19 protein-coding genes are annotated in these 17,182 nt (G+C 71.9%); 11 read left to right on the top strand and 8 right to left on the bottom strand.

Annotation, left to right across the window (positions count from 1 at the left end):
* Positions 1–41 precede the first annotated feature (41 nt).
* Entirely contained in the window at positions 42–3,377 is a 3,336-nt protein-coding gene (locus tag ABD352_RS46225) for a glycoside hydrolase family 3 C-terminal domain-containing protein (RefSeq protein WP_344618985.1), read from the top strand.
* Between the two features lie 54 nt (positions 3,378–3,431).
* On the opposite strand, the gene ABD352_RS46220 is transcribed toward ABD352_RS46225, so the two are convergent.
* From ABD352_RS46220 to ABD352_RS46210, 3 genes are all read right to left on the bottom strand, one after another.
* The gene (locus ABD352_RS46220; RefSeq protein WP_344618984.1) at positions 3,432–4,673 is read right to left on the bottom strand and encodes a L,D-transpeptidase; all 1,242 of its coding nucleotides are present in this window, start codon (positions 4,671–4,673) and stop codon (positions 3,432–3,434) included.
* Positions 4,674–4,830: 157 nt separating this feature from the next.
* Positions 4,831–5,208, bottom strand: coding sequence for a DUF427 domain-containing protein (locus tag ABD352_RS46215; RefSeq protein WP_344618983.1), 378 nt, complete (start codon positions 5,206–5,208; stop codon positions 4,831–4,833).
* Positions 5,209–5,218: 10 nt separating this feature from the next.
* Entirely contained in the window at positions 5,219–5,773 is a 555-nt protein-coding gene (locus ABD352_RS46210; RefSeq protein ID WP_344618982.1) for a TetR/AcrR family transcriptional regulator, read from the bottom strand.
* A gap of 100 nt (positions 5,774–5,873) precedes the next feature.
* On the opposite strand from ABD352_RS46210, the gene ABD352_RS46205 reads away from it, so the two are divergent.
* The 7 genes from ABD352_RS46205 to ABD352_RS46175 all read left to right on the top strand — a co-directional run bounded on the left by ABD352_RS46205 (position 5,874) and on the right by ABD352_RS46175 (position 10,017).
* Positions 5,874–7,091, top strand: coding sequence for an MFS transporter (locus tag ABD352_RS46205; RefSeq protein WP_344618981.1), 1,218 nt, complete (start codon positions 5,874–5,876; stop codon positions 7,089–7,091).
* Between the two features lie 67 nt (positions 7,092–7,158).
* A complete protein-coding gene (locus tag ABD352_RS46200; protein ID WP_344618980.1) occupies positions 7,159–7,341 on the top strand; it encodes a hypothetical protein in 183 nt (60 codons plus the stop codon).
* A 4-nt stretch (positions 7,342–7,345) separates the two neighbouring features.
* Positions 7,346–7,978 carry a VOC family protein gene (locus tag ABD352_RS46195; protein ID WP_344618979.1) on the top strand — a complete coding sequence of 211 codons (633 nt, stop codon included), beginning with the start codon at positions 7,346–7,348 and terminating at the stop codon, positions 7,976–7,978.
* A gap of 32 nt (positions 7,979–8,010) precedes the next feature.
* Positions 8,011–8,328, top strand: coding sequence for a PadR family transcriptional regulator (locus ABD352_RS46190; protein ID WP_344618978.1), 318 nt, complete (start codon positions 8,011–8,013; stop codon positions 8,326–8,328).
* A complete protein-coding gene (locus ABD352_RS46185; RefSeq protein WP_344618977.1) occupies positions 8,325–8,954 on the top strand; it encodes a permease prefix domain 1-containing protein in 630 nt (209 codons plus the stop codon). The genes ABD352_RS46190 and ABD352_RS46185 overlap by 4 nt, the downstream gene beginning before the upstream one ends.
* A gap of 94 nt (positions 8,955–9,048) precedes the next feature.
* On the top strand, positions 9,049–9,726 hold the full coding sequence (gsmA, locus tag ABD352_RS46180) for a sporangiospore maturation cell wall hydrolase GsmA (protein WP_344618976.1): 678 nt from the start codon (positions 9,049–9,051) through the stop codon (positions 9,724–9,726).
* 111 nt (positions 9,727–9,837) lie between these two features.
* Positions 9,838–10,017: a hypothetical protein gene (locus ABD352_RS46175; RefSeq protein WP_344618975.1), complete on the top strand. Its 180-nt coding sequence runs from the start codon at positions 9,838–9,840 to the stop codon at positions 10,015–10,017.
* 76 nt (positions 10,018–10,093) lie between these two features.
* On the opposite strand, the gene ABD352_RS46170 is transcribed toward ABD352_RS46175, so the two are convergent.
* Positions 10,094–11,554, bottom strand: a complete 1,461-nt coding sequence (locus ABD352_RS46170; protein ID WP_344618974.1) for an arabinofuranosidase catalytic domain-containing protein — start codon at positions 11,552–11,554, stop codon at positions 10,094–10,096.
* Positions 11,555–11,689: 135 nt separating this feature from the next.
* On the bottom strand, positions 11,690–11,857 hold the full coding sequence (locus tag ABD352_RS46165; protein WP_344618973.1) for a hypothetical protein: 168 nt from the start codon (positions 11,855–11,857) through the stop codon (positions 11,690–11,692).
* Between the two features lie 118 nt (positions 11,858–11,975).
* On the opposite strand from ABD352_RS46165, the gene ABD352_RS46160 reads away from it, so the two are divergent.
* Positions 11,976–12,170, top strand: coding sequence for a hypothetical protein (locus tag ABD352_RS46160; RefSeq protein ID WP_344618972.1), 195 nt, complete (start codon positions 11,976–11,978; stop codon positions 12,168–12,170).
* 59 nt (positions 12,171–12,229) lie between these two features.
* Here the strand turns inward: ABD352_RS46160 and ABD352_RS46155 are convergent, their stop codons facing one another.
* From ABD352_RS46155 to ABD352_RS46145, 3 genes are read right to left on the bottom strand one after another with little or no spacing between them, the layout of a single operon-like run.
* Entirely contained in the window at positions 12,230–12,991 is a 762-nt protein-coding gene (locus ABD352_RS46155; RefSeq protein WP_344618971.1) for an ABC transporter permease, read from the bottom strand.
* Entirely contained in the window at positions 12,988–13,764 is a 777-nt protein-coding gene (locus tag ABD352_RS46150) for an ABC transporter permease (protein ID WP_344618970.1), read from the bottom strand. The genes ABD352_RS46155 and ABD352_RS46150 overlap by 4 nt, the downstream gene beginning before the upstream one ends.
* On the bottom strand, positions 13,761–14,684 hold the full coding sequence (locus tag ABD352_RS46145; protein WP_344618969.1) for an ABC transporter ATP-binding protein: 924 nt from the start codon (positions 14,682–14,684) through the stop codon (positions 13,761–13,763). The genes ABD352_RS46150 and ABD352_RS46145 overlap by 4 nt, the downstream gene beginning before the upstream one ends.
* A 328-nt stretch (positions 14,685–15,012) precedes the next feature.
* On the opposite strand from ABD352_RS46145, the gene ABD352_RS46140 reads away from it, so the two are divergent.
* On the top strand, positions 15,013–15,861 hold the full coding sequence (locus tag ABD352_RS46140) for an alpha/beta hydrolase (RefSeq protein ID WP_344618968.1): 849 nt from the start codon (positions 15,013–15,015) through the stop codon (positions 15,859–15,861).
* A gap of 99 nt (positions 15,862–15,960) precedes the next feature.
* Positions 15,961–17,175: an SPFH domain-containing protein gene (locus ABD352_RS46135; protein WP_344618967.1), complete on the top strand. Its 1,215-nt coding sequence runs from the start codon at positions 15,961–15,963 to the stop codon at positions 17,173–17,175.
* Positions 17,176–17,182 lie beyond the last annotated feature (7 nt).

Below are 17,182 nucleotides of genomic sequence, written 5' to 3'. Positions count from 1 at the left end.
CCTTTCCGGCGGCCGCCGCGCGGCCGCACGATCGGAGCCTCATGCTGTCCCGCAGACGTGTGCTGTTCAGTGCTGCCCTGGCGGCGGTGCTGACCGGCGGCCTGGTCGTCGGCGTCCGCGCCGCCGACGCCGCCGACCAACCGTGGCGCGATGCCACCCAGACCCCCGCGCAGCGAGCCGACGAGCTGCTCGCCGCGATGACCCAGGCCGAGAAGCTCACCATGCTGCACGGCGGCGCCAGCTGCGGCTTCGCCGGCTGCGTCGACGCGAACACCCGGCTCGGCATCCCGCAGATCCGGTTGCAGGACGGGCCGGTCGGCGCCGGCGACGGGTTCACCGGCGTCACGCAGCTGCCCGCCCCCGTCGCCGGCGCGGCGAGCTGGGACACTGCGCTCATCCGCCAGTACGGCGAGGTCCTGGGCGCCGAGCAGTGGGGCAAGGGCACCAACGTGGTGCTGGCCCCGACGGTCAACATCGTGCGCGACCCGCGCTGGGGCCGGGCGTTCGAGTCCTTCGGCGAGGACCCGTACCTGGCCGGGCAGAGCGCCGCCGCCGACATCCAGGGCATCCAGAGCCAGGGCCCGATGGCCCAGGTGAAGCACTACGCCGCGTACAACCAGGAGACCAACCGCAACACCATCGCCGACAACGCGGTCGTCGCCGCGCGCACCGAGCGCGAGATCTACCTGCCGGCGTTCGAGGCGGCCGTCAAGCAGGGCCAGGTGGACTCGGCCATGTGCTCCTACTCGGCGATCAACGGCGCCTTCGCCTGCGAGAACGGGCCGCTGCAGAACGACGTGCTCAAGCGCGACCTCGGCTTCACCGGCTTCATCACCTCGGACTGGGGCGCCACCCACTCGACGGTCGCCTCGGCCAACAACGGCCTGGACATGGAGATGCCCGGCAGCCAGTACTACGGCTCCGCCCTGACCACCGCCGTGGGCAACGGCCAGGTGTCGGCGGCCACCATCGACGACCACGTGCGGCGGATCCTGGTCTCGATGTTCAGGCGCGGGCTCTTCGACAAGACCCAGACCGTCGACACCGCCGCCGTGGTCACCACCGCGGCCCACGCCGACGTGGCCAAGCGGGTCGCCCAGGAGGGCTCGGTCCTGCTGAAGAACGCCGGCAACGCGCTGCCCATCGCCGGGGGCGCGTCCGTCGCGGTGATCGGCCCCGGCGGCGGCACCCGGGCCATGGTGCAGGGCGGCGGCAGCGCGGCGGTCAACGCCCCCTACCTCGTCACCCCCTACGACGCGATCCACGCGCGCAACGCCTCGGCCACCTACGCGCCCGGCATCGCGTCCGCCGACGGGGCGCTCCCGCCGGTGCCCGCCGCCGCGTTCACCGGCCTGCAGGCGTCGTACTACAACAACACCGGCATGACCGGCACGCCGGTGCTGACCCGGGCCGAGTCGAACATCGACAAGGTGTGGGGCGGCGCGTCGCCGGCCGCCGGGGTGGCCACGACCAACTGGTCGGCGAAGTACACCGCCACGCTGCACCCGAGCGTCACCGGCACCTACCAGTTCTCGCTGACCAGCGACGACGGCAGCCGGCTCATCGTCAACGGCCAGCAGGTCATCAACAACTGGTTCAGCCAGGGCAGCACGACCCGCACCGGCAGCATCGCGCTGACCGCCGGGCAGAACGTGAGCCTCGAGGTCGACTACTTCCAGGGCGGCGGCGCGAGCAACCTCACCCTCGGCTGGAGCGTGCCCGGCCAGACCGTCCACGACCAGGCGATCGCGGCCGCCCGCGCCGCCACGACGGCCGTGGTCTTCGTCGACAACTTCGAGAGCGAGGGCTCGGACCTCGCGGGCATCGACCTGTCCGCCGCGCAGAACCAGCTCGTCGCCGACGTCGCGGCGGCCAACCCCAACACCGTCGTGGTCGTCAACAGCGGCTCCGCGGTGACCATGCCGTGGGTGGGCTCCGTCAAGGCCGTGATCGAGGGGTGGTACCCGGGCCAGGAGGACGGCAACGCGATCGCCTCGCTGCTCTACGGCGACGTCAACTTCAGCGGCAAGCTGCCGGTGACCTTCCCGCAGCGCCTCGCCGACGGGCCGGTGACCACCGCGGCCCAGTGGCCGGGGCAGAACGGGCAGGTGCAGTACTCAGAGGCGCTCAAGGTCGGCTACCGGTGGTACGACAGCCAGAACATCGCGCCGCTGTTCCCGTTCGGCCACGGCCTGTCGTACACCACGTTCGGCTACGCCAACCTGGCCGTCGGCGCCCCGGACGCGGCGGGCAACGTCACCGTCGCCTTCGACGTGACCAACACCGGCACCCGCGCCGGCACCGAGGTCGCGCAGGTCTACGTCGGGCAGCCGGCGGCGACCGGCGAGCCGCCGAAGAACCTGCGCGGGTTCTCCCGGGTCACGCTCGCCGCGGGGCAGACCCAGCGGGTCAGCGTCACGCTGGACGCGCGCAGCTTCCAGTACTGGACCAACGCCTGGACGACGGCGAACGGCACCCACCAGATCTACGTCGGCTCGTCCTCGCGCGACGTGCGCCTCACGGGTCAGGCCACCATCAACGGCGGCAGCACGCAGAACCCGGCCGAGACGCCGCTGCCCCGCACCGGCTGGACGGTGACGGCGTCGTCCACCGCCGGCGCCGACGTCCCGGCCCGCACCATCGACGGCGACACCGCCACCCGCTGGAGCACGGGCACCCCGATGGCCAGCGGCCAGTGGCTGACCATCGACCTGGGCTCGGCCCAGACCTTCGACCAGCTGCGGATGGACTCCGCGGGCAGCGCCAACGACTACGCCCGCGGCTACCAGATCCTGACGTCGAACGACGGCACCACCTGGAGCGCCCCGGTCGCCAGCGGCACCGGCACCGCGGCCCTGGTCACCGCCACGTTCCCGGCCCAGACCGCCCGCTACGTCCGCGTGGTGCAGACCGGCACCTCCACCAGCTGGTGGTCGGTCGCCGAGCTGAACCTGGACACCGCCGGCACGGTCCAGACGGGCGGCCCGCTGCCCCGGACCGGCTGGACGGCCACGGCCTCGGCCACGGGCGGCACGGACGTCCCGGCCCGCGTCCTGGACGGCGACACCGGCACCCGGTGGAGCACAGGCACCCCGATGGCCAGCGGCCAGTGGCTGACCGTCGACCTGGGCGCCCCGAAGACGTTCAAGCAGCTGCGGATGGACTCCGCGGGCAGCGCCAACGACTACGCCCGCGGCTACCAGATCCTGACGTCGAACGACGGCACCACCTGGAGCGCCCCGGTGGCCACCGGGACCGGCACGGCGGCCCTGATCACGGTCGCGTTCCCGGCCCAGACCGCCCGCTACGTCCGGGTCGTGCAGACCGGCACGTCCACCAGCTGGTGGTCGATCGCCGAGCTCAACCTGGACAACTGACGGCAAGAGGGGGTGGGCCGGCGATCCCGGCCCACCCCCTCTCGGCGGTCGTGCTTACCAGGAGCCCCAGGCCACGTTCCAGTCGCCGAGGCCGTCGGTCAGCGGGAGCTGCTTCGGCGTGTTGCGCACCTCGACGACGTCGCCGGTGTCGAAGGTGTCGTAGAACCACTGGGCGTTGGCCGGGGCCACGTTGATGCAGCCGTGGGAGGTGTTGGCCTTGCCCTGCGAGGGGATGTTCCAGTCGGCCAGGTGCACGTACTCGCCGGAGAGCGAGATGCGGCAGGCCAGCTTGACCTGCTCCTCGTAGTAGTTCGGGTTCTTCTTGTCCGTGATGCCGTAGGTGGCCGAGCCCATCGTGACGACCGGCTCCTTGGTCATGAGCACGTGCACGCCGGAGCGGGTGAAGAAGTCGATGGTCTCGCCCTTGGAGCCGGTGGTCGTGCCGCCCTTGCCCATGCTGATCGGGATCTGCTTCACCATCTGGCCGTCGATGAAGCACTGCATCTGGTGCGTGTTGGAGTCGGCGATGGCGATCCGGGACGGGCCGATGGAGAAGCTGGCGCTGGAGTTGCCGCCGCCGTAGACGCCGCCGCCCAGGTCGACGCCGAGGACGTTGACGCTGACCTTGACCTGCGTGCCCTTGGCCCAGTACTTCTCCGGCCGCCAGTGCGCGCTCTGGTTGGTGACCCAGTGCCACTTGCCCTCGACCTCGGGCGAGGTGGTGACCTTCATCGCCTTCTCGGCGGCGGCCTGGTCCTTGATGGCCTTGTTGAAGAACACGATGACCGGCTGGCCGACGCCGTAGACGGCGCCGTTCTTCAGCGCGAGCATCGGGTTGGCCTGGAAGGTGACCGACGCGACCGAGGCCGGCTTCAGCGTGGTGAAGCTGCTGCTCTCGTTGACGTCCTTGCCGCCGCCGTCCTGCCCGGCCACGGTGACGGTGTACGTCTGGCCGTACGACAGCGTCCCGCTCGACGTCCACGTCTTCTTGTCGTCGGAGAGCTTGCCGTCGAGGTTCTTGCCACCCGCGGCGACGGTGACGGTACTGAGGGTGCCGTTCTCGATCGCGACGGTGACCTCGCTGCCCGGCGAGACGTCCTTGCTGTCCGCGGCCGGCTGGATGGTGACCTTGGCGGCCGCGCCGCCGCCACCCTCGCCGCCCCCGCCCTGGGCGCCGGGCGAGCCGGAGCCGTTGGACGACCACTTGCTCTTCTGGTCGCCCTTGTCACACGCGGCGAGCGAAGCCGCCGCGGCGACTCCGACTCCGGCGGCCAGCATTCTGCGACGACTCAACATGTCTGTGCCCTCCCCGTTCGCGAACGGTACTCACTTCGAGCGGCTGCGCAAAACCCCCAGCCGGTATTGCGAGCTTTGTCCGTTCGTGTCGCTCCACTGCAGGTCCGCAGCTTAGACGGGGAGAAGGCCCGGCCGGGTTGACCGTCCGGGCCGTCGGTTACTGGACAGAGACAACCGTGATTTCGAGCTTGTCCGGGTAGAAGGCGACCCGGTTCGCGATCGGCGCCACGGCCTGGTACGGCTCCTCGTAGCTCCACACCGCGTTGTCGAGGGTGCCCTCGGGCGTCACCACGGAGTAGTACGACGCGTCGCCCTTGTACGGGCAGTACGTGGCGTGGTCGGTGCGCTGCAGCAGGCTCTGGTCGACGTCGGCGAGCGGCACGTAGTACGCGACGGGATAGGTGGCTTCCTGCAGCGCGAGGGCGTCGGTGGTGTCGGCGACGACGCGCTCGCCGGCGCGGACCACGACCCGCACGCCGGACGGCTCGACCGTGATCGGGTGGTCGGGCCCGGGAATCAGCTGTGGACGACTCATGCGCTCCACGCTATTGCGGCAGCAGCCGGTCGACCAGCCGGGTGGCCAGGTCCGCGTCGAGGGTCCACGGCAGGAAGATGGCCCGGTACACGATCGGGGCGATCAGCCCGTCGATCACCTCGTCGGCGCCGACCGGGCTCGCACCGTCGTTGGCCTGCCTGACCCGCTCGACGATGAGCAGCGCCTCGGCCCGCCGGTTGCGCAGGCAGTCGGTCTCCTGCTCGCCGGCCATGGCCGAGCCGCCGCGCAGGATGGAGGCGTTGAGCGGCTTGCGGTAGTGCTCGACGATCTCGGCGGCCCAGGCGGCCAGGTCGGCCCGCAGGTCGCCGGAGTCCGGCAGCGGCCGCTCGGGGTCCAGCCGGTACGTCGCGATGTCGTTGAGCAGCGCCGGCGCGTCGCCCCAGCGGCGGTAGATGCTCGTCGGGTTGACCCCGGCCCGCTCGGCGACCATCGGGATCGTCACCTTCTCCGCCCCGCGCTCGCGGACGAGATCCTCCACGGCGTACCGGATCGCGGAGAGCACGGCGGCGCTGCGACCGCCGGTGCGGCGCGCTGGGGCAGACATGGTGTGACCATCCTTACTAAAGCAATGATTTTTGCTTTAACGGCGTTGTGTCGGCGTACCTTCAGCGTAACGCAAAGATCGTTGCTTTAGGAGTCGCGCAGTGTCTACCGCAACACTCGAGCGCCCGATCGCCGCCGCCGGCCGGCGCACCCTCTCCCCGGGCGTCGCGTTCGCCGGCGCCGCGCTGGCCTTCGCCTCGCTCTACCTCGCCGCCGGCGCGCCCACCCCGCTGCTCGTGCTCTTCCAGCGCGAGTGGGGCTTCGCGCCGTGGGTGCTCACCGTGGCCTTCGCCGCCTACGCCTTCGGCCTGCTCGCCTCGCTGGTGGTGGCCGGCTCCCTGTCCGACCACGTCGGCCGCCGCCCGGTCCTCATCGGCGCCCTCGCCGTGGAGCTGGCCGCCATGCTCATGTTCGTCTTCGCCCCCGGCATCGGCTGGGTGATCGCCGCCCGGATCGTGCAGGGCGTCGCCACCGGCGCGGCCAGCAGCGCCTTCACCGCCGCCCTCGTCGAGCTCGCCCCGCCGGCCCACAAGCGGCTGGGCGGCATCCTGGGCGCGGTCGCCCCGGCCGGCGGCCTCGGCCTCGGCGCCCTGCTGACCGGCGCCGCGGTGCAGTTCACCCACGAGGCCAATCTCATCGTCTTCACCAGCCTCGCCGTGGTCATGGCGCTGGGCACGCTGACCGCAGCGCTGTCGGCCGAGACGGTGACCCGCACGCCGGGCGGCCTGGCCGCGCTGCGCCCGCGGGTCTCGGTGCCGCGCGCCGCCCGGGCCGACTTCCTCGCCCACGCCCCGGCCCACCTGGCCTCGTGGATGCTGGCCGGCCTGTTCATGGGGCTGTCGCCGATCATCCTGCGCGACGTGTTCCACCACAGCAGCGGCCTGCTGGGCGGCGCGACCGCCTTCGTGCCGCCGGCCACCGCTGCCACCGCCGCCTACCTGCTCAGCCGCTACCCGGCGCGGGGCGTGGTGCGGTACGGCACCCTGGGGGTCCTCATCGGCACCGCCGTGGTGCTGCTGGGCATCGGCACCGGCACCCTGCCCCTGCTGTGGGTGGGCGGCCTGATCGGCGGGGCCGGCTTCGGCTCCACCTTCTCCGGCGCGCTGCGCGCCGTCGGCCCGCTCGCCGAGGCCCACCAGCGGGCGGGGCTGTTCGCCGCGGTGTTCCTGGTGGCGTACCTCTCCTTCGGGGTCCCGGCGATCGTCGCCGGCCAGCTGGTGGCGCCGCTGGGCCTGCTGAGCACCGTCATGTGGTACGGCGCCGCCATCATCCTCGCCGCGCTGGCCGCCCTGGCCGCGCAGTCGCGCCTGGCGAGGTAACCCTCACGGACGCGGTCCCCTTGCCGATGGCAGGGGGACCGCTTCGCTTCGAGGAAGGGCCACCGTCATGCGCATCGGCGACAGCGTCACGTTCAGCGTCCCCGCCGCCGGCACCCCGGTCGACCCGGCCACCCGCCAGGCCCAGGTCAACGCCCAGGCCGACACCCTGTCCCAGCTGATGGGGACCAAGCACAACCTCCAGGTCGCCGCCAACGTCTCCGACGGCAAGGGCGTCGACCTGTATATGTGAGCGGGTGAGCACTCACCTCTTCCAGGCCGCCGTGGCCGGCCTCGGCTGGCGCTACGTCCTGGGCACCCTGCGCACCACCGTCGCCGTGACCTCCCTCGCCGAGGCCGCCCGCGCCGCCGCGGCGTGCGCCGCCGTGACCGGCGACGCCCGGCTCGACCTGCGCCCCGACCGGCTGGTGCTGACGATCGAGCCGTGCACGCCGGAGACGGTGTCGCTGGCCGGCCGGCTGACCGAGGCCATCCGCGGGCTGGATCTGGAGACGGCACCGGCACAGACCCAGCGCATCGAGGTCGGCGTCGACGCCCTCGACATCCCGGCGGTGCGCCCGTTCTGGAAGGCGGCCCTCGCCTACGTCGACACGCCGGAGGGCCCGGACGCGCACGGCGCCCCGCTGATCGACCCCCTGGACCTCGCCCCGGCGGTGTGGTTCCAGCAGATGGACGCCCCGCGCCCGCAGCGCAACCGCCTGCACCTGGACGTCTCCGTCCCGCACGACGAGGCCGAGTCCCGCCTGCAAGCCGCCCTGGCCGCCGGCGGCACCCTGGTCTCGGCCGCCCACGCCCCGGCCTTCTGGGTCCTCGCCGACCCGGAGGGCAACGAACTGTGCATCACCACCTGGCAGGGCCGCGACGGTTGACGCCCACCGGCCCAATACCTAGATTCCTAGGTATGGACCTTCGGGGGCACCTGGACCTGTTACTTCTCGTCACGCTCCAGCGGGCCGGACCCGTGCACGGCTACGCGCTCATCGCCGCCCTGCGCGAGGGGTCGGAGGGGGCGTTCGACCTGCCGGAGGGCACCGTGTACCCGGCGCTGCACCGCCTCGAGCGCGACGGGCTGGTGCACAGCGAGTGGAGCCAGGAGGCGGGGCGACGGCGGCGGGTGTACCGGCTGACCGACGCCGGGGGCGCCGCGATCCCCGTGAAGCGGCAGGAGTGGAGCGTCTTCCAGCAGGGTGTGCGAGCCGTCGTGGAGGGGTGGGCGTGAACGAGATCGACCGCTATCTGGATGACCTGTTCGACCGCCTGGCCGGGCAGGGTGCGGCCGGCCGGCGCATGCTCGAGGAGGCCGAGGGCCACCTGCGCCAGACCGTGGCCGGCAAGGTGGCGGCCGGGCTCTCCCAGGAGCAGGCCGAGCGCGAGGCCGTGGCCCAGTTCGGCGAGGCCGGCCACGTCGCCGGCCTCCTCGAGGACGTGCACGGCGGCGGGCGCCTGTCCGCGGCCGTCGCGGTCGCCGGCCGGGCCCTGCTGATGCTCGGCGCCATCTATCTCATCGCCGCCGGTGCGCTCGCCGCCTGGGGCAGCAGCGGGCCGATCATGCGCCAGACGACGACCATCGGCGCCGTCTTCGTGGTAAGCGCCGCGGTGGTACTGGTGACAGCCCGCCATTCCCGGCCGCCCCTCGCGTGGCTCGCAGCGGCCGCCGTCGCGCTCGCCGGGGTGATCGCGCTGATCGACCTGCCGCTCGTGGTCGGGCTGGCCTTCGGCGAGACGAAGCTGCACCGGCAGGCGGCCGTGCTCATCACGGCGCTGGCCGTCGCGAACCTCGCCGTGTCCGCGGCCGGGAGCGCCATCGCCGTGCGCCGGGAACGGCGGGCCGTGGCGACGGCCTGAGCAACGCGTTCGCACCGCCCCGGGCAACCGGGGCGCTCCCCGGCCCGCGGACCTTGGTCAGTGCCATGGGCCACCGACCGGGGAGCGAACGACCATGCCGTACCGCACGATCAAGCGCGCGCTGGCCGCCACGCTGACGGCGGTCGCCGGCAGCATGGCCCTGCTCGCGGCGGCCGGACCCGCCGCCGCGAGCCACGCCGGCGGACCCGACGGCCTGCTGTCCTGCCGCGCCCGGGGCGCCGCCTGCGCCCGGCCCGACGTGCCGGTGGCCGCGCTGCCCGAGCCCAGCGGGACCATGAGCAACGCCGAGTTCATCGCCGCCGCGGCGCCCGGGGCGCAGCGCAGCCAGCGCGAGTACGGCGTGCCCACCTCGGTCACGATCGCGCAGGCCATCCTCGAGTCCGGCTGGGGGCGCAGCGCCCTGGCCACCGTCGACCGGAACTTCTTCGGCATGAAGTGCTTCGGCGTCGGCTCGTTCGCCGTCGGCTGCAGCGAGCACTCCACCAGCGAGTGCACCGCGGCCGGGCAGTGCTTCCCGGCGACCGCGTCGTTCCGCACGTACGCGAGCGCCGCCGACTCCTTCCGCGACCACGGCGCCACCCTCGCCGGCAACGCCCGTTACGCCGCCGCCTTCGCCTACCGCAACGCCCCCGACCTCTTCATCGCCGAGGTCGCCAAGGCCGGCTACGCCACCGATCCGCAGTACACCGCGAAGGTCACCGCCATCATGACGAAGTTCAACCTGTACCAGTACGACCTGACGGCCTCATGATCGACGGCGGCCGGCCTCGACGCCGGTCAAGTGCCTTCGCGAGCGAAGCATCGGCTTGCGGTTCGGGACATCTTCACAACAGGCTCACGATCGTCGAATAATTTGCCCGGCATGCCCGCTGTGAAGAGGTTCGGGGCGGTCCTCGCCGCCGCGCTCACCGTGCCCCTGGTCGCGCCCGCCGCCGCGGTCGCGGCGACCGTGCTGCCCACCGCCGACGGCGCGGTGCTGCACGCCCTGGACGTCTCGCCGCTGTACTACGTCAACTTCCGCGGCCTGCGCCCGCCTGCCTGACGAACCGGGCGCCCGGCGAGCACCGCCGGGCGCCCGGGTTGGCGGTGCGGGCGCCCGGCGGTGGTCGAGGGGCCGGCTACGCGGCGATCGCCCAGAGCTGGCAGGTGTTGTTGAGCCACATCCACATCTGCACCTTGGTGCCGTTGGCGGTGCCGCAGTTCTGGTCGTCCAGCACCATCCCGCTGTTCTCCACCACCAGCTCGTACCGGCCGTTGCCGGCGGGGATGACGGCCCACTGCTGGCACGTGTTGCCCAGCGACTGCCAGAGGTCCGTGGCGGTGCCGAGCGCGAGGCCGCAGTTGACGGCGTCGAGCACCTTGCCGGCGTTGACGTTCGTCAGGGTCCACTTGTTGGCGCCGACGCTGTTGAACCGCCACTGCTGGCACGTGTTGCCCAGCGCCTGCCAGACGTCCAGGGCCGTGCCGTTGGCCGTGCCGCAGTTGACGGCGTCGAGGACCTTGCCGCTGGCGAGGTTCGTCAGGCGGTACGTCGAACCGTTCACCGGGAACGTGACGCTCTTGCTGTAGCCGACCGAGACGATGTTGGCCTGCACCGAGTTGTCGGTCGCGTCGCTGGGGTAGCCGCTGGTCATGACGCCCTCGAAGAAGGAGCCGACCGAGCCGTTGCTGTTGTCGCCGCCGATGCCCAGGATGATCGCGCCCTGCTTGGTCATCGGGCGGTAGCCGGACTGGCTGGGCAGGGCTCCGTTGTAGCGCGTGGCCAGGCTGCCGGACTGCGCGTCGCCGTCCTTGATGGCGTACGTCGTGGTGCCGTTGTTCTTCAGCATCGCCGTCACGAACGCGGTGCTGCGGCCGGTGTTCGCGGTCCAGGAGCCGTCGCCGCCGGCGAACAGGCCGTTCTCCAGGTCCGCGGCGACCCGGGGCCCGCCCGCGCACGGGGAGAACCAGCACAGCGTGCCGAAGTAGATGGCGTCCATGTCGCCGTTGCCGGTGTCGTTGTTGCTGGTCTCGGCGTTGCCGTAGTCGAAGCAGCAGCGGTCGTTGTGGTGCGTGCCCTCGGTGACCATGTAGAGGCCCTCGGGCTGGCTGCCGGTGGCCACGCCGTTGGTGGCGTTGTTGCGGTACCCGTTGCCGGCGGACATGTAGATGCCGTACACCCTGTGCCCGCCCGCGGTCACCGGCAGGGCCGCCGCGTTGGCGCCCTGGTCGCCGGTCGGGTTGGCGCCGCCGCCGGGGGCGATCGTCAGGTCGTTGTGGTGCGAGGTCTGGTCGTAGATGCGCACGATCGTGCAGTACGTCCCGGAGCAGAACGAGTCCTGAGTGGCCGCGTTGGCGTAGCCGCCGGCGCTCAGCACGCCGATGTTCGACGTCGCCCCGTCCGACCAGCGCCGCACCTGGTACAGCGACCCGCTGTACGACCCGAAGAGCGCCCGGGTGGTGCTGTGCGCGGCGACGCAGGGTGTGCCACCGCTGGCGTAGATGTCACAGGGCAGCGTCCCGGCCGCCTGCGCCGTGCCCGGGAGGGCGACCAGCGCGGCGGCGGCGAGCAGTGCGGCTGCGATGGCGGATCGCAACATACAGTGCACCTTTCGGAGGATGAGAATGTTAGCGTTCACATAGCGCCGCTAACGACGCGATGGCGGTCGCGTGTCAGCCGAGTGTTATCGCTCACATCGACGCTGTCAAGATGGCCGTCCGCCAGGCGGCAGGGCTCAGTCGTCCACGCGCGGCCGGACGACGACGAAGAGCGTGGCGAGCGGCCCGAACAGCAGCGACCAGAGCCACCAGACGAGCCCGCTGCGCCCCTTGGCCTGCGCGAGCCCGGCGTTGACCAACGACAGGGTGGCCCAGAACACTCCCCACGACACGTGGTCGTCCACCGGTGCTCCTCCTCGGTTCGGCGCTCGGCCGCGCCAGCGTAGCGGTGCCGATCAACCGGCCTCGGGCGATCCGGAATGCCTCGGATGCTCCGGCGCGAACATCGGCGGTTCGCGGCTCGTGCCGATTGCATGGCCGCCGACCCGCGCAACACCGCGATGGTCACCTCGGCCTCCACAGTGGACGGGCGACACCGCCTGGGCCTGCGCACCGCACACCGAGGAGACCCTCTTCGCCGTGCGCGGCGCGTTCATCGCCGTCGAGGACGGCCAGGGCCTCGGCCAGTTCCTCAGGCTGCGACGCCGCGCTCGCTGATGTCCCCGGCCAAACCGTGCCACCAGCGCGAACGGCCCGTCCTCCCCCGCGAAGGTGGGCTAGGCCAGCAGCGTGCGGCGCAGCCGGGGCAGGGCGACGGCGAGGGACAGCGCGCCGAACGCCAGCAGGTACGCCAGCGACGGCAGCAGGGCGGGCCCGACGTGGCCGAGCGCCGGTTCCCGCAGGAGCTGGATCGCGTGGTACAGCGGCAGGCACTCCACGAACACCTGCACCGGCCGCGGGTAGACGCTCACCGGGAAGAACGTGGTCGCGAACAGGAACATCGGCAGCATGACCAGCTGGATCAGCTGGAAGTCGTGGGTGCTGCGCAGGAAGGTGGCCACGGCCAGCCCGGCGGCGGCGAACGCGAAGCCGACGACGGCGGCGCCGGGGACGGCCAGCAGGATCCACGGGGAGCGGGCATAGCCGAGCACGGCCACGACGGCGAGGAAGCCGCCGCTGGCGATCGCGCCGCGCAGCAGCGCCCACGCCGTCTCGCCGAGGGCGATGTCGCGCACCGTCAGCGGGGTGGCGACCATCGTGTCGTAGATGCGGTCGAAGCGGAGCTTGAAGAACGCGCCGAAGGAGGTCTCGTTCATGGCGCCGTTCATCGCCGAGGTGGCCAGCAGCGCGGGCGCGACGAACTGGGCGTAGGAGATGCCCGGGTCGTCGAGGCCGGGCACGCTGCCGACCAGGGCGCCGACGCCGACGCCGATCGAGAGCAGGTACAGCACCGGCTCGACCACCTCGGCGGCGAGCAGCGCCCAGGTGTGCCGGTAGATCATCAGGTTTCGCTCGACGAGGAGCAGGGCGCGGGTCATGCGAACAACCGCCGTCGGTAGGTGCGGCGGGCCAGCGCGAGGCCCAGGACAGTGAGCGCGGCAAGGTAGGCGGTGTGCCCGAGGACGGCCGCCTGGCTCGCGTTGCCGAGGTAGAGGCCGCGGCACAGCTCGGTGCCGTGCCACAGCGGGGTGGCGTAGACGACTGCCCGCAGTACCACCGGGATCTGATCGACCGGGAAGAACACTCCGGAGAACATGTACATCGGCATGATCACGAACCGGAAGACGTTGTTCATCGGCTGCCGGTTCTCCAGGGTGACGGACCAGGCGGCCAGCGGCGCGGCGAAGGCCAGGCCGGTGAGCAGGGCGGCCGGGGCAAGCCACAGCAGGCCGATCGTGCGCAGGTCCGGGAAGCACAGCAGCGCGGCGACGAAGCACAGCGCCGAGGTGGCGATCCGGAAGGCCATGAAGAGCATGTGCCCGGCGAGCACGTCGTCGGTGCCGAGCGGGCCGGCGGTGCCGCTGCGGTAGCTGCCACCGGGGCCGGCCGCCAGGAACACCGAGCCGGTCGACACCGTGACGGCGTTCTGCATGGTGGCCGCGGCCAGCAGCCCGGGGGCGAAGAAGGCCAGGAACGTCACGCCGTGCAGGGTGTCGGGGCCCGTGTGCCGGTCCACCAGCCGCCCCAGCCCGGCCCCCATGGCCAGCAGGAACAGCAGCGGGTTGAGCACGTTGACGACGATGGTTCCCCGCCAGTTCCGGCGGTAGTGCACCATCCAGTACGAGAACTCGCGCAGCGCCAGAAGGTTCATTCGACCAGCGACCGTCCGGTGAGGCGCAGGAAGACGTCCTCCAGGGTGGCCCGGCGGACCAGCGCGGTGATCGGTTCGGCCCCGTCGGCGTGGACCTTGGCCAGCGCACCCTCGCCGTCGTCGGTGTAGAGCAGCACCCGGTCGGGCAGCTCCTCGACCCGCTCGACGACCGCCCCGGCCTGCGGCAGCGGCGCGCCGTCCGGGAGGCGCAGCTCGAGCACCTCGCGGGTCACGTACCGCTCGATGAGCTCCCGCGGCGAGCCCTCCGCCGCGATGACGCCCTTGTCCATGACCACGAGCCGGTCGCACAGCTGCTCGGCCTCGTCCATGTAGTGCGTGGTGAGGATCAGCGTCACGCCGTCCTGCTTGAGCCGGAACAGCCGGTCCCACAACACGTGCCGGGCCTGCGGGTCCAGCCCCGTCGTGGGCTCGTCCAGCAGCAGGATCTCCGGATCGTTGACCAGCGACCGGGCGATCGTGAGCCGCCGCCGCATCCCGCCGGACAACGCCGAGACCTTGGCCCCGGCCTTGTCGCTCAGCTGCGCGAACTCCAGCAGCTGTACCGCCTTGTCGCGGGCCTGCCGCCGGGAGAGCCCGAAGTACCGGCCGTAGATGAGCAGGTTCTCCTCGACGGACAGCTCGGAGTCGAGGGCGTCGTCCTGCGGTACCACGCCGATGCGGGCCCGGATCGCCGAGCCGTCGCGGACGGTGTCGCGCCCGAGCACCGTCAAGCGCCCGCCGGAGGGCGGCGAGACGCAGGCGATCATGCGCATGGTCGTCGACTTCCCGGCGCCGTTGGGGCCGAGGAAGCCGAACGCCTCGCCCCGGCTGATCCGGAACGCGATGCCGTCGACCGCCCGCACGTCGCCCGAACGGTGCACTTTTGCCAGGCCCTCGGCCTCGACCAGTACGTCAGCCATCCCGCCTCCCCGTCGGCCGTTTACATGGAGCCGAAAAACTAGCACGGCTCAATGCAACTTTCTGACCGATTTACTGGCGGCGGTTGATCTGACGGCACGCCCGACGTTGTCGGAGTTTGCAGCACCGCCAGCAGCGCGAGCCCGGCGGCGCCGAGCGGCAGCCCCACGAGCATCGGCCGGTGCGGCCCGCGGGACCGGTTCAGCCGCCCGCCCCACCACGTGCCGGGGAGGGTGGCCGCGGTCATCGGGACCAGCGCGAGACCGGCGGCGAGGGCGCCGTACCCGGCCGCCTGCTGGAACCAGAACCCGGTCGCGGTATACCTACCGTGTGACGATCTTCGCCGACGCCGCCATCGAGCGGTTCGTGCTGGACTCGCGGGTCGCGGGGCCGCCGCTCAGCGTCGCGCAGCTGCGGCAGGGGTCGCGCGACCGGGCGCACCTGCGGCCGAAGGGCCCGGCGATGCCGGCGCGGGACGAGGTGGCCGGCGGGGTCGCGGTCCGCGTCTTCGAGCAGGAGAGCAAGACCAGGCTGGTGTACCTCCACGGCGGCGGCTTCGTGCTGGGCGGCCTCGACACCCACGACGCGCTGTGCCGGCGCATCGCCGCCGCGACGCGCACCACCGTCGTGGCGGTGGACTACCGGCTCGCGCCGGAGCACCCGTACCCGGCGGCGGTGGACGACGCGCTCGCCGTCATCGACTGGGCGGCAGGGCTCGGGCCGGTGGCGGTCGGCGGGGACTCGGCCGGGGCGTTCGTGGCCGTGCTGGCCGCCCGGCGCAGCCCGGCCCCGCTGACCGCGCAGATCCTGCTGTGCCCGCTGCTGGACGTGACGTTCGACCAGCCGAGCGCCGAGGAGTTCGGCTCCGGGTTCACGCTGGACATGCCGGCGCACCGGGACTGGGTGGCGGCGTGGGCGGGCGAGGCTCACGCCGTACCGAATCCGCTGCTCTTCGACCTTGACGGAATGCCGCCGGCGCTGATCGTGGCGGCCGAGCTCGACCCGCTCCGGGACAGCGCGACGCGCTACGCTGCGCGACTGGCGGACCACGGCATCGACGCCACGTACCGGGTCGAACCGGGCATGGTCCACAACTTTTCGACCATCGTGCACCTTTCCGCGGCGGCCGCGGCGGCAGATGCCCGGTTCCTGACTGACACGGTTGCACTCATACGCTGAAATAGCCAGCAAGCGTCTTCCCGACAACACTTGTCTTCCTCACGGAGAAGGTTGCTAGGGTCTGCGACGCTCGATGATCCTGACGCAAGGAGACCGACTGTGGGACTGTGGGACAAGGTCAAGGGCGAGTTCATCGATATCATCGAGTGGCTCGACGACAGCCGGGACACGATCGTCTGGCGGTTCCCGCGCTACCAGAACGAGATCAAGATGGGCGCCAAGCTCGTCGTGCGCGAGTCGCAGGTCGCGGTCTTCGTCAACGAGGGCCAGGTCGCCGACGTGTTCGTGCCGGGCACCTACACGCTGCAGACGCAGAACATGCCGATCCTGTCCACGCTGAAGGGCTGGAAGTACGGCTTCGACTCGCCGTGGAAGGCCGAGGTCTACTACGTCAACACCCGGCAGTTCACCGACTTCAAGTGGGGCACCCAGAACCCGATCATGATGCGCGACGCCGAGTTCGGCATGGTGCGCATCCGGGCCTTCGGTGCCTACGCGCTGCGGGTCGTGCACCCGGAGAACCTGCTCAAGCAGCTCGTCGGCACCGACCCGCAGTTCCGCACCGAGGAAGTCTCGGAGTTCCTGCGCCAGCTCATCGTCGGCCACCTCGGCCCCTCCCTGGCCGCCGCGCAGGTGCCGGTGCTCGACCTCGTCTCCCAGCAGCTGCTCATCGGCCAGAAGCTCGCCGGGGTGCTCACCCAGGAGCTCGCCGAGTACGGCATCCAGATCCCCAAGTTCATCATCGAGAACATCTCGCTGCCGCCGGAGGTCGAGGAGGCCATCGACAAGCGCACCTCGATGGGTGCGCTGGGCAACCTGGACCAGTACACGAAGTTCCAGGCGGCCAACGCCATGGAGGCGGCGGCCAACAACCAGGGCGGCGCGGGCGAGGGCTTCGGCCTGGGCCTGGGCATGGCGGCCGCGCAGCAGGTGGCCGCCTCGATGAACGCCGCACAGCGGCCGCAGCAGCCCCAGTACCCCCAGCAGCCCGGCTACCCGCAGCAGCCCGGCTACCCGGCCCAGCAGCCCGGGTACGCGCCGCAGCAGCCGGGGTACGCGCCGCAGCAGCCGCAGATGCCGGCCGCCGCGCCCCCGCCGATCCCGCAGCCGGAGCAGTGGTTCGCCGCCATCAACGGCGCGCAGGCCGGCCCGTTCGACCGCAACGCCCTCGCCGGCCAGGTGCAGGCGGGCGCGATCAGCCGCGACACGCTGGTGTGGAAGAACGGCATGGCCGCCTGGACCGCCGCCGCGCAGGTCCCCGAGCTCGGCGCGCTCTTCGGCGCCGTTCCCCCGCCGCTTCCTCCGATGGGCTGATTGGAAC

This window comes from Dactylosporangium salmoneum (genome assembly GCF_039532525.1).
Lineage (GTDB): Bacteria > Actinomycetota > Actinomycetes > Mycobacteriales > Micromonosporaceae > Dactylosporangium > Dactylosporangium salmoneum.
This window is presented reverse-complemented; position numbering and strand designations above follow the sequence as displayed.

Excerpts from the sequence above, each read along its gene's own strand:
- ABD352_RS46225 (WP_344618985.1), top strand. The coding sequence starts at position 42 with ATGCTGTCCCGCAGACGTGTGCTGTTCAGTGCTGCCCTGGCGGCGGTG.
- ABD352_RS46220 (WP_344618984.1), bottom strand. The coding sequence starts at position 4,673 with ATGTTGAGTCGTCGCAGAATGCTGGCCGCCGGAGTCGGAGTCGCCGCG.
- ABD352_RS46215 (WP_344618983.1), bottom strand. The coding sequence starts at position 5,208 with ATGAGTCGTCCACAGCTGATTCCCGGGCCCGACCACCCGATCACGGTC.
- ABD352_RS46210 (WP_344618982.1), bottom strand. The coding sequence starts at position 5,773 with ATGTCTGCCCCAGCGCGCCGCACCGGCGGTCGCAGCGCCGCCGTGCTC.
- ABD352_RS46200 (WP_344618980.1), top strand. The coding sequence starts at position 7,159 with ATGCGCATCGGCGACAGCGTCACGTTCAGCGTCCCCGCCGCCGGCACC.
- ABD352_RS46190 (WP_344618978.1), top strand. The coding sequence starts at position 8,011 with ATGGACCTTCGGGGGCACCTGGACCTGTTACTTCTCGTCACGCTCCAG.
- gsmA (WP_344618976.1), top strand. The coding sequence starts at position 9,049 with ATGCCGTACCGCACGATCAAGCGCGCGCTGGCCGCCACGCTGACGGCG.
- ABD352_RS46175 (WP_344618975.1), top strand. The coding sequence starts at position 9,838 with ATGCCCGCTGTGAAGAGGTTCGGGGCGGTCCTCGCCGCCGCGCTCACC.
- ABD352_RS46170 (WP_344618974.1), bottom strand. The coding sequence starts at position 11,554 with ATGTTGCGATCCGCCATCGCAGCCGCACTGCTCGCCGCCGCCGCGCTG.
- ABD352_RS46155 (WP_344618971.1), bottom strand. The coding sequence starts at position 12,991 with ATGACCCGCGCCCTGCTCCTCGTCGAGCGAAACCTGATGATCTACCGG.
- ABD352_RS46150 (WP_344618970.1), bottom strand. The coding sequence starts at position 13,764 with ATGAACCTTCTGGCGCTGCGCGAGTTCTCGTACTGGATGGTGCACTAC.
- ABD352_RS46145 (WP_344618969.1), bottom strand. The coding sequence starts at position 14,684 with ATGGCTGACGTACTGGTCGAGGCCGAGGGCCTGGCAAAAGTGCACCGT.